13 protein-coding genes and 1 pseudogene are annotated in these 12,433 nt (G+C 66.1%); 5 read left to right on the top strand and 9 right to left on the bottom strand.

Going from position 1 to position 12,433, the window contains the following annotated elements:
• Positions 1-124 precede the first annotated feature (124 nt).
• Both CYR75_RS15375 and CYR75_RS15370 read right to left on the bottom strand, forming a co-directional pair.
• Complete coding sequence (locus CYR75_RS15375) at positions 125-1,111, bottom strand: GIY-YIG nuclease family protein (protein WP_225972943.1); 987 nt, start codon at positions 1,109-1,111, stop codon at positions 125-127.
• A gap of 138 nt (positions 1,112-1,249) precedes the next feature.
• Positions 1,250-1,801 (bottom strand): hypothetical protein, encoded by a 552-nt coding sequence (locus CYR75_RS15370; protein ID WP_158644694.1) that lies wholly within the window; start codon positions 1,799-1,801, stop codon positions 1,250-1,252.
• A gap of 124 nt (positions 1,802-1,925) precedes the next feature.
• On the opposite strand from CYR75_RS15370, the gene CYR75_RS15365 reads away from it, so the two are divergent.
• Entirely contained in the window at positions 1,926-2,096 is a 171-nt protein-coding gene (locus tag CYR75_RS15365; RefSeq protein ID WP_101501139.1) for a ribbon-helix-helix protein, CopG family, read from the top strand.
• A 69-nt stretch (positions 2,097-2,165) separates the two neighbouring features.
• Here CYR75_RS15365 and CYR75_RS15360 read toward each other — a convergent pair whose 3' ends face one another.
• From CYR75_RS15360 to CYR75_RS15330, 7 genes and pseudogenes are all read right to left on the bottom strand, one after another.
• Positions 2,166-4,214: a DUF927 domain-containing protein gene (locus tag CYR75_RS15360; protein ID WP_158644693.1), complete on the bottom strand. Its 2,049-nt coding sequence runs from the start codon at positions 4,212-4,214 to the stop codon at positions 2,166-2,168.
• Positions 4,215-4,651: 437 nt separating this feature from the next.
• Positions 4,652-6,442, bottom strand: coding sequence for a relaxase/mobilization nuclease domain-containing protein (locus CYR75_RS15355; RefSeq protein WP_101501137.1), 1,791 nt, complete (start codon positions 6,440-6,442; stop codon positions 4,652-4,654).
• Complete coding sequence (locus CYR75_RS15350; protein ID WP_158644692.1) at positions 6,426-6,797, bottom strand: plasmid mobilization protein; 372 nt, start codon at positions 6,795-6,797, stop codon at positions 6,426-6,428. The genes CYR75_RS15355 and CYR75_RS15350 overlap by 17 nt, the downstream gene beginning before the upstream one ends.
• Entirely contained in the window at positions 6,790-7,368 is a 579-nt protein-coding gene (locus CYR75_RS15345; RefSeq protein ID WP_101501135.1) for a hypothetical protein, read from the bottom strand. Before CYR75_RS15345 ends, CYR75_RS15350 begins: the two co-directional genes overlap by 8 nt.
• Before the next feature lie 742 nt (positions 7,369-8,110).
• Positions 8,111-8,365 (bottom strand): hypothetical protein, encoded by a 255-nt coding sequence (locus CYR75_RS15340; RefSeq protein ID WP_101501134.1) that lies wholly within the window; start codon positions 8,363-8,365, stop codon positions 8,111-8,113.
• Positions 8,366-8,587: 222 nt separating this feature from the next.
• Positions 8,588-8,902: an HU family DNA-binding protein gene (locus CYR75_RS15335; RefSeq protein ID WP_101501133.1), complete on the bottom strand. Its 315-nt coding sequence runs from the start codon at positions 8,900-8,902 to the stop codon at positions 8,588-8,590.
• Between the two features lie 78 nt (positions 8,903-8,980).
• Positions 8,981-9,872 (bottom strand): annotated as a pseudogene (locus tag CYR75_RS15330) (IS5 family transposase).
• Between the two features lie 97 nt (positions 9,873-9,969).
• Here CYR75_RS15330 and relB point away from each other — a divergent pair.
• The 4 genes from relB (at position 9,970) to CYR75_RS15315 (ending at position 12,413) form a co-directional block, all read left to right on the top strand.
• Positions 9,970-10,245, top strand: coding sequence for a type II toxin-antitoxin system RelB family antitoxin (gene relB, locus CYR75_RS15325; protein WP_101501132.1), 276 nt, complete (start codon positions 9,970-9,972; stop codon positions 10,243-10,245).
• A 35-nt stretch (positions 10,246-10,280) separates the two neighbouring features.
• Positions 10,281-10,406, top strand: coding sequence for a hypothetical protein (locus CYR75_RS16670; protein ID WP_264080928.1), 126 nt, complete (start codon positions 10,281-10,283; stop codon positions 10,404-10,406).
• A 21-nt stretch (positions 10,407-10,427) separates the two neighbouring features.
• Positions 10,428-10,754, top strand: coding sequence for a hypothetical protein (locus CYR75_RS16255; RefSeq protein ID WP_192876726.1), 327 nt, complete (start codon positions 10,428-10,430; stop codon positions 10,752-10,754).
• A gap of 162 nt (positions 10,755-10,916) precedes the next feature.
• Entirely contained in the window at positions 10,917-12,413 is a 1,497-nt protein-coding gene (locus tag CYR75_RS15315) for an NAD(P)-dependent oxidoreductase (RefSeq protein ID WP_101501199.1), read from the top strand.
• The last annotated feature ends 20 nt before the right edge of the window (positions 12,414-12,433 follow it).

Here is a 12,433-nt window from a genome sequence, read left to right as displayed (position 1 = left end):
CGTCCAACCCTGGATCCCACGCGCGGAAGCAAGAGCAATCAGTCCAGCATGTTCGCCCCAGTTCTGCAGATGGCCAGCATCTGTCAGTGGTTTCTGCCGGGTCGCCGGTCGCTCGTCGAGCGTGTCAGTCCGTTTCCCTCCCTCGACCTGAGCGACGCGCACGCTCTTCCCTTGCCGCCAGTTCGTCGAGATGGCGGAGGATGACCGGCTCGAGCCAACCCTCGTAGATCTCCGAGCCGACATTGATGACGCTTTCGAAGCGCTCCTTCGCCACGACCGCCTCTGGAAAGGTCTTGCGGAGCCGCGCATGCAGTTGTTTTTCGAGGCTCAAGGCCTTGCGGCCGGTGGCGATCCGGATCTGCTGGAGCAGGGCGCAGTCCTGATCGAGGCTCCGGGCAAGCTGGAAGCGGAGCCGCGACACCGGATTGCGGGAGAAGCCCAGCTTCACGACCGTCTCACCGTCCGTCAGCTGGAAGCGCATCGCATAGATGAAGCTTGGTGCGGCAATCCAGCCGGGATCGCAGTGGCCACAGCCGAAACGCCCGCTCTGGACATTGGCCCGCGCAATCCGTTGCCGATGCCCGCAAAGATGGCGGTAGAGCCGGTAATTCTGATTGTTCTTCGGGTCGGTCCCGAGACGGGTCCAGCCTTGCGCGCGGGCTTCGGCCTGCTCAATGGCCAGATGGCAGGTCTCACAGCGCAGGCCCACCTTGCCGGCGCCGATCCGGCGGATCAGTTCCCACTGGCGCCGGACCTCATGGCCGCAGCCGGCGCGGAAGAGGCCATACTGCGTGTGGCGGGGGTCGCGGCGCAGGAAGACGAGGCCGGCTTGTTGGGCCTCGCCGTCCCATTTGCGTCCGAGACAAGTCGGACAGCGCGGGCGGTTGTTCATGAGAGTAAAGGCTTTCACCGACACCATTTCGCCGCAGCGGTGGCAACAGAGCGCGATGTGATAGCGATCCTTGACGCGGCAGACGGCATCGTAGCCCTTGCGCCGCGCCCTCTCGGCCCATTGCGGCGGGATGTCGGCGTCATGGATCGGCAGGGCCTCGCCCGCGATGGTGAGGGTCTGTTCAGGAGTGGCAGGGGTGTGGTGGTGATGGCGGCACATGGGCAGCGCTCCTTGTTCTGTGCGGGAGGGGTTCGCCACGGACACGGCAGCAGCCCAGGACTGATCCTGAATGATGCCGTGCCCGTCAGCCCGGGGGTCAGCCGGACCGATCAGCGAGGATTTTTTTTTGGGGGGGGCTCAGGCGGCCTGAAGCGGTGCGAGGACCTGATCGGCTGCCTGCACCGGGCCGCTGCCAGCAAGATGGCGTTGCGCGCACGCGGGCGCGCCGCGATAGCGGGGAAGATCCGCCAGCATCTCGAGGCCCCGCTCGGCCCGGCGCATCAGCGCGGTGATCGCAGCCGAGGCCATGTCCGCGCCCGGAATGGACAGGAACGGCGCGTAACCCGGCAGAGCCGAGAAGCGGCGGATGAACTCGTCCGGCTCATCAGACCGCACCAGCCATTCCACCACCCCTGCCATCCGGACCAGCGGCCGGTCGAGAGGCGAGGCTTGGGCGGTTTCCTGGATTTCGATCAGAAGATCCAGCAGCTGGCTGCGCACGAGCGCCGCCTCCTGCAGCCAGAGGGCTCGCTCAGCCGCGGACAGATCGCGCGTGCCGAAGCTGCGTTCGGCGACGAGATGCGTGGTAAGCGCCGCCAGCATCTGCGAAAATGCGCAGGTGATGGGGGTCTTCGCAAGCGGCAGGACTTCAGTCACGCCAACCTGCATGGTAGTAATGGCTTTAGCCATGGTCGGTCTCCTTATCCGAGAACGTCTGTGGTCAGGGCTGAGGCAAGGACGTAGGACTCCTTGTCTCGGCCCGATCAATTTGGCACATTGGTATCTCGGTGTCAACATAGGAACTTAAAATTATATGGCTCCTCCCAGAAAAGATACGGAAGCGATCAATCTCCGCCTGTCTCAGGCGATGATCGCGGCAATCGACGAGCGACGTCGGATCGAGCCGGACCTGCCGACGCGGCCGGAGATGATACGGCGCGCGCTGGCGCAGTGGCTGGAGATGACTGACCCACCCTCAAGCTGACGGGTTAGCTCCGGGCTGCGCCACCGCTGAAGTCTGCCCGGCCCAGGCCCGCCTCACCTGCCAGCCCCCTCACCCTGCCTCATCGTCGGCGCCATCAAGCCAGAGATCCGTCTCGTCATCCTCGCTCTGCGCCAGCTTCTGGCGGTCAATGCGATAAGCGCGCGGGCGGTGGGCGAGCTTCGTGGCTGGCAACTTGTATTGCAGCGAGCGCTTCTCGCCGCCTGGGACCAGAAGATCCTCTTCCTGCCAGGCAGCGAGCAGCGCGTCGAGGTCCGTGAAGGCCGCGCGGACGGCGTCGGGGCGCAGGTAGAGATAGCGCTGATCCTGCCAGCCGATCTGCTCCGGAGGTGGGTCGCGATCTCCCTCGCTGCGGCGCGTGATCGCTGTCGCGCGATCGAGATCAATGATCTCGCGCTCATGGCGGCCCACGAAGTCGCGCAGCCGGCCGATGCTGCCGGGGCCGCCTCCTGACCCACCGGTGGGCAGCGCCAGGCCCGCCATCCGCAGCACCGCGGCCTTGGCGGTGCCCGCGGGCCAGGGCAGGAGATGCCAGCCGATGGCCAGCTCGCCTGCGCAGGCAACCAGCGCCAGGCGCTCGGCCGCGGCGTGGGTCTGGCGCGCATCCCCCATCCGTCCGCCCGGCCAGAGCTGCTTGATCTCATCGACATGATCCGCGATCTGGCGCGGCAGATCGGCTTCCACTGCAGCGAGATCGGCGACCAGACGATCGAGGAAGGCCGGAAGCACATGGCCGTGCTGGCGCCGCATGGTCGCCTCGAGCCGGCGGGCAAAGCTCAAGCTGTCACCGGCTCCATGGAATGCGGTGTTGACGCCGTCTTGCTGCCAGGGTGCTGGCAATTCGATGAAGCGCGACAACAGCGCTGCCGGCGGCGGCCTGCGCTTGCGCAGCAGCGCCGCGGCCAGCGGCAGCTCCGAACTCGACAACAGCAGGCGCCGCCAGCGGGTGGCCCCGTCCGGGTCGCCCGGCAGCACCGTGCGGCCGAAGCCTGCATCATCCGCAATCGCCAGGAGCGCGCGGATGAGCCGGCTGTCGGGATCGCGGGGAAAGCCATCGAGCGCGATCAGACCGTCTTGCGCCCGCGCGCTGAGGTGCTGGAGCCCGGTCTGGGCAGCGCTCCAGGGTGGCAGTCTTGCCGGATCGCTGCCGCAGCTGAGCGCCAGCCGCAGGAACAGCGACTTGCCGCTCCCCGAGCCGCCGGAGATGTTGAAGCCGCAGGTCTCGATCCCGGCCAACCGCAGCAGGGGACCCGCAAGCGCGGCGGCAATGGCAAAGACGAGACCGGGATTGCCGAGCGCGAGCGTTGCCACCTCGTCCTGCCAGCCCTGCAGGCTGCCGGGGGGTGGCGGGCCGGACCGGTCGGCGCCGTAAAGCACCAACGGGGTGGCGCCCGGCGGCTGGTGCACCGCGCCGGTCGGACGGACGAAGCTCGCCGGCCCTTTGGGGTCGATAAACCAGCCGGCGTGGTCCACGCGCCAGCCGCGCGGCACCTCCTTCATGCTGTTGAGCATGTCCATGAGATGGTCGTAGGCCACGAAATAGTTAAAGTTGCGGTCGCGGAAGGTCGCGTCCAGGCTACCTTGCGCGGTGCGACCGGTCGCGCGCGCCATGGTCACCCGGTGAAGGTCGTCGTCGAGATCGAGAAACTCCAGCTCCCAGCACTGGCCGGTCTTGTTGATCCGCGACGCGCGATTGACGAGGCGGATCGGCCCCGAGATGGCGCCATCACCATTGAAGATGCAGCCCATGACCTCATCGAACCGAAAGCCGGTGCCCGCGAGCGCCCGGTGCAGCTGCGCGTGGAAGTCCCGAACGTGCGAACGGGGTTCGGGGGCGGCCGGGGCATCCGCCGGCCCCTCGGCACCTGGTGCGGGCGCCGCGGGTTCGGCCGCCTCGGAGGCGCCGGGGCGCGGGGCCGGCCCGGTATCGCCGCAGGCGATGGTCTCTCCACCCTTCCCGGGCAGATCAGACACCACGTCATCCGCGTCCAGGAGATCGCCCGCATCTGTTGGACCGTTGGACGGTTGGACCGCCACATGATCGCCGGGTGCCACGAACCCTGTCTCCGCCTGGTTCGCAGGGGCGGCATCGACGTCCATCTGAGCCGCCCCGCTGTTGGACCGGGTGTCGGACCCCGACAAGCCCAGCTCCGCCAAGCCAAACTTCGCCAAGCCAGATCCTGTCCCGCCGGACCCTGCCGCTGCGGCCTCGGGTGTCACTTCCGCTGCCGCCACGGCAAGGCCTTCATGCGCCGGACGCGTGCCGGCGGCGAGATCATGTCCCGGCAAGAGGGAAGGCACCTGGGTGCAGCAGATCGGCGCCGGAGCCGCAGCGTCAGCGGTGGCACCGGGCGGCGGGCGGCGCGGCGGGGAATGGGTGGTCACGAGGGCAATCCTTTCCTGGTGCCGCACTTGCAGGGCGAGGCGGGAGAACGGTGGGGGCGCGGGCATCTCTGTCCGGGGTCTGGCTTCAGTATGAGCCGCGTCAGCCCCTCAGGCAGGGGATTTTTGGCATAAGCGCGGCGTGAACTGACGATTCATGGGGAAAAGTCGAAGTCATCCTCTTCTCCAGGCTCTTCCGCCCCGGGGAGATCGCCCTCCCAAGCCTCGTCTGGTGCGTCCTGACCGGCCTCGTGCTCGTCAGTCTCTGCACAATAGTAATTCGCATCCAGCGCGCGGATCCGGATGTCGGGCAACAGCTCCTCGAGGCGGTCCAGCAGGGGCTGATCCTCTGCGGCCCCGCTGTCATGAGCGTAAACCCAGCGATCCCGGGCCAGCTCCAGCAATTGCGCTTCCGTCCAAAGCGAGAGGGACGGGCCGGTGACCGCGATGAGAACGGCGGGGAAGCGCCCAGAGAGATAGGCGCCGGTCGCCCCATCAGCGACGATGATGCAGGTCTGGGCCTCGTGCGGACCGAGCAGCGCCACGCCGAGCGCGCTGCAACCGCTGAGCTGATAATCGACGCCGGCTTCTGTCTGCCTGAACCTGTCCACGCCCACCACGCTGCCCCGGCCATTGCGGCGCGGGACGAGCAGGGCTCCATCTTCTGTCATCCGGAGATCAGCGCCGCCGCCGGCGCTCAGAGCGTCGGCCTGCGCCCAAGCCTGACGCAGCGCCGTGTGATCCAGAGCCTCGTGGTCCAGGACCCCGTGATCCAAGGCCTGGACCGGCGTCACCTGGCGCGCCCACCGCCTGCCGCGAGAGCGCCGCGCGTCCTGCCCGGGGGCCCGGCTGGTCAACCCGTAATCGGCGAGCCGCGGCAGCGGCAGGGCCGCGCGAAGGCGCGCCCGCGCAAGCTTGTGGTCCTGGCGCAGGACCCGGCGCAGCGCGCGCCGCCTGAGTGCGGAAAGACCCGCTGCCACGACGCTCAGCTGCGTCTCCTCGCGGTTCTGTTGCTCCTCCAGTTCGGCCAGAAGCTGGCGCCGGGCGGCGCGGCCTTCGCGATAGGCGCGGCCCGACCGGGCGCGGGCACCCAGCCGGTCGATGGCGACCTCCGGACCCGCGCGATAGCTGCCCCAGCTGGCTTCGAGGCGCGGCAGCGTATAGGCGCTGCCAAGATCCCCGGCCGCCATCGTCTCGCCGCTCCTGACATGTTCGAGCCGTCCGCCGAACCGATGCCGCAGATAGCGCAGCCCGTGTCCGATCAGACCGGCGTGAAGCGCCGCCCAATTCCTGGCCTGCTGGAAGACAGTTCGGGCGCGGTCCAGAAGCTCGGCTGCGAAGGGGTCTCGCGGGGCCACCTGCCCGTCATCGAGGTCGCGCTGCCAGCCCTTCGCGCGCCGCGCAAGCTTTGCCTGCCAATGCGCCGCCGGCAGCGGGGCGAGACGGATCTCCCCATCGACCAGCTCCGGCTGAAACCGGCCGCGGTCAGGGGGCCAGCCGAAGGCATGCTCGATGATGCGGCAGGCATGTTCGAGGCGCGCATAATCATGGCTGAGCGACAGCGTCACTCCGGTCTCGGGATGGATCCGGTTCAGGACGATATGGACATGGATCTGGGGCGTGTCGCGATGCACCGCGATCACGTATTGATAGTCGCTTGCGCCCATCTCTGTCATCGCCCGATGGGCGGCTCCGATCAGCTCGCGATCGCTCGGCGTCTCGACGGCCGGCCAGCTCAGGACCAGGTGATAGCACGGCCGGCGCACCCGCCTGTTCAGCGAGGCCGCGACATTCATCTGCATCGTCGCGTCCTGCCACAGCCCGGCCAGGTTCTGCAGCGCCACCGCGCAGGCCTTGGCACAGGCATAACGCAGGCGGCGCAGAAAATCGCGCGCGGCATCGCGCACCGATCTGCGGTTGCGGATGGCTTTAGCCAGCATCGTCATCCTCGATCAGTTCCGCGTCCTGCCCGAGAAACCGGCGCTGCATGGCCGCCACCTCGCCCGAGCGACCGCGATAGAGCTGGGCCTCCGGCGCCGCGCCTGCCGCCTCCAAGGCCTGCGCCGCCTCGTTGAGCCAGCCGCCGATCCGGCCGAGGCTGCCGACCACCCGTGCCTGGGCCTGCGGCGTCGCATCGCCATGGAGGACCCGGTCCCGGATCCACGCCGAGACGCTGTCATAGCCCTGCGCCTCGGCCAGCCTGCGCGCCGTCGCGCGCTCCCTCTCGGTGACGCGCAGCGAGATCATCGCGGTGCTGCGACGGCGGTTGCTGCGCGGCTGGCCATCTCCGGCCCTAGCCATCTTCTTCCTCCGGCAAGAGCTGCAGCATCGGATCATCTACGGGCACGCCACGGGCAAGACGTTTCAGTCGCTCGGCGATTTGCGCCCCGGTCTCCTGCGGGAGCTCTTCGGGTGCGGGGCCAGGTTCAGGCGTGACCTCCGGCTCGGGCGCAGGCGTGGGTTCGGGCGGGGGCTCGTGCGCAGTCTCAGGGGTCGGCGCGGCGTCGGGCTGAACGGCGGGCTCGGTCTCCGGGTGCTGCGGCTGGCGCGCCCTGGTCGCGGGGTCAATGAGCGGCAGCTCCCTCTTCGTGTTGCGCCGCTTGATGGGCGGTTTCCCGGCGCCCGTGGCCTGATCGCGCACATAGCTGCGCAGCGTGCTGTCCTGAATCTCGATCCCCTGGTCGCGCCACAGGGCGGCGATATCGGAGACGCTGTAGCCGAGCTTCTCCTGCGCGTGGCGGATCTCCTTTTCCAGCTCGGCCACAGCCTCGCGGTTGGTGAAGCTGGTCTTCTGCTTCGGCTGCAGGTTCTTCAGCGCCGCGCGCAGCGCCTCGACCTTGGAGCTGGAGAGGACGGCGGTAGTCTTGCTCATCTTAGGATTTCCCTTGCAAACTCTGTCTGCAACCAGATTATTTGCCGAGCGTGAAAATCCGAAATGTTGATTCGCGTTATCCACAACTGCGTGCTGCGGGTCCGTAGCCGAGCCTGCGCCGGCACCCGGCCGCAGGTGCCGATCGCGTTCAGGCAGACATCGCCCTGCCCCGCGCGGATTTGGCCATTCCCTGCCAGAAGTCCTGGCAATAGTATCGCGCCAGTCTGAATTACGGCCATCAGGGTATGCTGACGGTCAGACCGTCCCCGGCTCCGGAAAACAGCCAAATTAAGCTTCGGGACGGACAGGGCCTCGGCGCCCAAGGTGGCGCTCTGGCATCAGCGATGGCGGGCGACGCTGTCTCGCAGTTGAGACGCAAAGGCATGGATGGCTAGGTGCTGGATCTGGGGGGACCGGGTAGACGTGGAGGCTGTCCCAGGGAGCGGCTGGTTGCGGCGGGGAAACGGAAGCGGGCGGACAGATCACCGTCACGGCGCGACGGCAGCTCCGGGGATCGGTGCGCCGCATGATCTCATCCGACAGCGCGGCAGGGGACGATCAGCGACGGCGGTGGACGCGGCACGCGTCCAGGTCTGCCGGCGGAGCGGATCGCGGCGGAAGCGCTGTCACCTGAGGTCACGGCCACGGATCTCGCGCGGTGGCAGGAGGAGGCGGGGGAGAACGATGCTGAGAGGGCAGGCTCGGAGCGCCGATCTCGCTGGAGCCGGATGCTCCGACGAGCCTATTTGGGAAACAGCGGGAACATGTCCTCACCAAATTGATGCAGCCTGACGTGGTGGCGGCGGCACAGCCAGCGGACATTCAGCGGCTGGTCATAATGATCATGGTGAGCATCAACGGTCGCCTTGCCGCAGACTTCACAGCACTCCTTCACCAGCAACCCGGCGTTCAACGCCCGCTGCACGGCGAGGTGGGCACCGTATTTGCGTGGGTTCGAGCGGCGCCAGTTCGCCTGCCGCGTCAGGCTCTTGACCATGTCAGACCTCAGATCGGCTCACAGCATGAAGCCAGAATATACCCGGAGGCGGTGCTCGGCCAGTCGCCGGAATGCCGAAGATGCAGTCTCGGCCACGCCCACAGCACCGCGCAGTGTCCCTGCTCTGCTACCGGAGCAATGTGGGGGTGTAAGGCGCGGCAGGGGCAAAGCCGCCCCCACCCGCAGTCAGCTGGGCGCGAAAGAGACCGGCGCGGCTCCCGTTCAGGAGTTCACCGCATCCTTCAGCGCCTTGGCAATTGTGACCTTGACTGCCCGATCTGCTGGCCGATGGGTCAGCTCCTGCGTCTGCGGGTTGCGGACCATCCGCTCCGGCCTGTCGCGGCAGGCGATCTTGCCGATCCCCGGCAGCGTCAGCGCACCACCAGCTTGTATCGTCCTGGCAACCAAGGCCTGCAAAGCGTCCAGCGCTGCCGTGGCCGTTTGCTTGTCGCCTCCCATCTCCTCCGCCAAGGCAGAGACAAGCTGGGCCTTGGTCAAAGGCTTGGGCGTGTAAGGTTGCGTCAAGGGCTGGCTCATCAGGAAAGCTCCGGTATTTCCACAGGCTCTGTTGCACAAATCGGCTGATGGGCAAAGCTCCCCTTTCCCCGGACGGACTTATCCCGCAGCTTCCGTGACTGGTATACCGAGTGCGGTGTAGCCGTTCAGAAGGGCGATGCGGATCTGGAGTCCGGCAACCTAACGGTCGAAGTCCCGTGCGATGAGCCCCTGGCCCAGCAGTTTCAGGCTCCGGCGATGGTATCCGCTCCATCGTCGCCAGAGCGCACGGCCAAGGTATTTGGCCGCGCGAAGGGTGTCGTTTCTCGCCACGGCTTCCCCGGTGATGGTCTTCCAGGGCTTCGCGTTCTTGCGGGGCGGGATGACAGCGTGCGCGCCGCGTTCGGCGATCACATCAAGGCACTTGCGGGTGTCGTAGGCGCCGTCGGCGGTTACAGAACCGACCTCTTCGCCAAACGGTATCTGGCTGAGCAGATCAGGCAGGACAGGTGCGCGACCGGTATGGCTCCCGGTGATCTCGACAGAGCGGATCTCCAGCGTTTCCTCATCAATCCCGAGATGGATCTTGCACCAGACCCGCCGCTTGGGACGGCCATGCTTGGGGCCGTGCCACTCGCCTTCGCCCTCAACCTTGATGCCGGTGCTGTCGATCAGCAGGTGTAGCGGCCCCTTGGACCCGCGATATGGGATGTTTACGGCCAGGGTCTTCTGGCGGCGCGACAGCGTTCTGAAGCCGTGCACTGTCCAGTCGAAACCGACTGACCGACCAGCCGCAACATGCTTTCCGCGAAGCCTGTCGTCTGACGGAGCGCCATGACGAACAGCACCTTCATCGAGAGGCAGGTCTGGATAGCGGCATCGCTGTAGGTTCGCTGGCGGCCATCTCTGCCTGTCGGTGCGGCATCCCAGGTCATAGTGGGATCTAATCAGCGAGCTTGGGCGCTTTATCGTAGGCTGGCCAGTTTCTGGTCCTGTAGGTGGGGCTGCTCATGCAGCCCAGCTACCACGCTCGATTCACTAGATGTCTCCCTTACGCGATTTGTGCAACAGAGCCAAAACGAGGACACGTCAGGGCCGCCCAGACTTCAATGCTCCACGTCCGCGTCGATGACCGGATCAAGACACAAGCGGCCGATGCACTGTCCGGTGTCGGCCTCACGCTTTCAGATGCTGTGCGCATCCTGCTGACCCGCGTAGCCGCTGAGGGCGGCTTGCCTGCAGGTCTGACAGCAGATCCGGGGGCCTATGATGCCTGGTTCCGCGCCAAGGTGCAGGAGGCCTTGGCGGATCAGCGCCCCGCCACACCGCACGATCAGCTGATGCGGGAGGCTCCTGCCATGATCGAAGGCAGGCGGGGTGCCTGACCCCGTCGACCGGATCCTTTGATCTCGCCATCGATATGGAAACCGAAGATGGCGTGATCTGGGTCTACCTCGCCGGCGACGACAGCGTGATCGCATTCCGCCCGTTCGGTATCAAAAACCTGCTAGACTTCATCGGGATGGACTGTGAGCACGCGCAATGACCTTGCTGCGGCCTACACCGGATGTTGACGAACGATCTTGCCGCGAAAAGGGAGATCCTGACCGGCTTGGGTGTGGCAGCCGATCGGATCCTTACAGGTTACGGCTTTACCGGCACCACCCGTGCCGGCTCCGGCCTAGACCAAGCACTGGCAGCCTTACGCGACGGCCACTCGCCGGTGGTGCTGACACTGTGCCGACAGGCACGAGCGGTTCCGATTCGTGCGCCCTTGCCGAAGACGCGGCTGCGCGTGGAATCAAGCTTCAGACCGGTGCAACCACTCAAGGTGCGACTCATCCGACGGGCAAGCTTTCTTCAAGAAGAGCAATCCGTCTTAACAATTACCTGATGGTAGAGGTCCGAGCGGGCTGGTTTGGTTCAGGTTTGACGGCAGCATGGGTTGGAACGATCGACGATTTCCTCTTATGCCGAGAGAGACCTTGCTGTATCTTGCCCTGTCTGCAGTTACTGCAGGCACATACAGGACGAGGGTGTGGGCTTTATGGATAACATGCTGCGGTTCGTCTCGTTGGCGCGGGAAATGCCCGTCAAGCGAGCACCCGAAGATCGCGCGCAGGACTTCCATGAGATCTATCGGGAGTTTGCCGCCCTTAAGGCAGCGCAGCAGGCCAGCCGCTGCAGCCAGTGCGGTGTTCCCTACTGCCAGACGCATTGTCCGTTGCACAACAATATTCCCGACTGGCTGCGCCTGACCGCCGAGGGCCGCATCCGCGAGGCGTGGGAGCGCGCCCAGGAGACCAGCACCTTTCCTGAGATCTGCGGCCGCATCTGCCCGCAGGACCGGCTTTGCGAGGGCAATTGCGTCATTGAGCAGGCGGGCCACGGCACCGTCACCATTGGCGCGATCGAGAAATACATCACCGATACTGCGTGGGAAGAGGGCTGGGTACTGCCCGTCATGCCCCAGATCGAGCGCAGCGAGAGCGTGGGGATTATCGGCGCCGGACCCGCCGGCCTTGCCTGTGCTAACATGCTGCGTCGCGCGGGGGTTCAGGTCACTGTCTATGACCGCCATGATCGTGCGGGCGGACTGCTGACCTACGGCATCCCCAGCTTTAAGCTGGAAAAACACGTTGTGCAGCGCCGGGTCGCACAACTGTCTGCGGCTGGGGTCGAATTCATGCTCGACACCAATATTGGTGTCGATGTCACCTTCGAAGCGATTCGCGGACGCCATGATGCCGTTGTGATCGCGACCGGGGTCTATCGTTCGCGCGATCTCGACATCGACGACTCTCCCGCTAGCGGCGTGATTCGCGCCATCGATTATCTGACGGCGGCGAATCGGATAGACTTCGGCGACGAGGTGCCGGACTTTGCCGATGGCAAACTGGACGCACGGGGCAAGCGCGTCGTCGTTGTCGGAGGCGGAGACACTGCAATGGACTGTGTCCGGACCGCGATTCGGCAGGGTGCACAGTCAGTCAAATGCCTCTACCGCCGGGATCGTGATAATATGCCCGGCAGCCGCCGAGAGGTGGAGAATGCCGAGGAGGAAGGGGTGGAGTTCGTCTGGTTATCTGCCCCCACTGGTTTCTGTGGCCACGTTCCCGGCATCGCCCGGGACGGCGACAATGCGTCATTCTGCAACGCCCATACCGGCGCGGGGGGTGGCGACAATCCGGTGCTGACAGCAATCCGCGTCAGGCCCATGCGCCTCGGCGCACCCGATATCAGCGGCCGCCAGATGCCCGAGCCAACCGAGGGGGCCGACTACCACGAGCCGGCCGAGATGGTTATCAAGGCGCTTGGCTTCGAGGCAGAGGAGCTGCCCCGGCTGTGGGGTGCGAACGGATTGGAGGTTACGCTGTGGGGAACTGTTCGCGCCAGCCATGAGACGCATCGGACCTCCTTACCCGGCGTCTATGCGGTGGGCGATATCGTGCGCGGTGCCTCGCTTGTTGTCTGGGCCATCCGGGACGGACAGGAGGCAGCGGCGGCTATCCTCGCAGATCTTTCTGCGACTCAGACGGTCGTTGCGCAATGACGACCATGGCGCATCCGCAC

This window comes from Paracoccus jeotgali (assembly GCF_002865605.1).
Classification (GTDB): domain Bacteria; phylum Pseudomonadota; class Alphaproteobacteria; order Rhodobacterales; family Rhodobacteraceae; genus Paracoccus; species Paracoccus jeotgali.
Note: the sequence above shows the minus strand (reverse complement) of the source record. Positions and strands in the feature narration are given on the sequence as shown.

Coding starts and splice junctions, on each gene's coding strand:
- CYR75_RS15375 (WP_225972943.1), bottom strand. CDS start 1,111: ATGTGCCGCCATCACCACCACACCCCTGCCACTCCTGAACAGACCCTC.
- CYR75_RS15370 (WP_158644694.1), bottom strand. CDS start 1,801: ATGGCTAAAGCCATTACTACCATGCAGGTTGGCGTGACTGAAGTCCTG.
- CYR75_RS15365 (WP_101501139.1), top strand. CDS start 1,926: ATGGCTCCTCCCAGAAAAGATACGGAAGCGATCAATCTCCGCCTGTCT.
- CYR75_RS15360 (WP_158644693.1), bottom strand. CDS start 4,214: ATGGACGTCGATGCCGCCCCTGCGAACCAGGCGGAGACAGGGTTCGTG.
- CYR75_RS15355 (WP_101501137.1), bottom strand. CDS start 6,442: ATGACGATGCTGGCTAAAGCCATCCGCAACCGCAGATCGGTGCGCGAT.
- CYR75_RS15350 (WP_158644692.1), bottom strand. CDS start 6,797: ATGGCTAGGGCCGGAGATGGCCAGCCGCGCAGCAACCGCCGTCGCAGC.
- CYR75_RS15345 (WP_101501135.1), bottom strand. CDS start 7,368: ATGAGCAAGACTACCGCCGTCCTCTCCAGCTCCAAGGTCGAGGCGCTG.
- CYR75_RS15340 (WP_101501134.1), bottom strand. CDS start 8,365: ATGGTCAAGAGCCTGACGCGGCAGGCGAACTGGCGCCGCTCGAACCCA.
- CYR75_RS15335 (WP_101501133.1), bottom strand. CDS start 8,902: ATGAGCCAGCCCTTGACGCAACCTTACACGCCCAAGCCTTTGACCAAG.
- relB (WP_101501132.1), top strand. CDS start 9,970: ATGCTCCACGTCCGCGTCGATGACCGGATCAAGACACAAGCGGCCGAT.
- CYR75_RS16670 (WP_264080928.1), top strand. CDS start 10,281: ATGGAAACCGAAGATGGCGTGATCTGGGTCTACCTCGCCGGCGACGAC.
- CYR75_RS16255 (WP_192876726.1), top strand. CDS start 10,428: ATGTTGACGAACGATCTTGCCGCGAAAAGGGAGATCCTGACCGGCTTG.
- CYR75_RS15315 (WP_101501199.1), top strand. CDS start 10,917: ATGCTGCGGTTCGTCTCGTTGGCGCGGGAAATGCCCGTCAAGCGAGCA.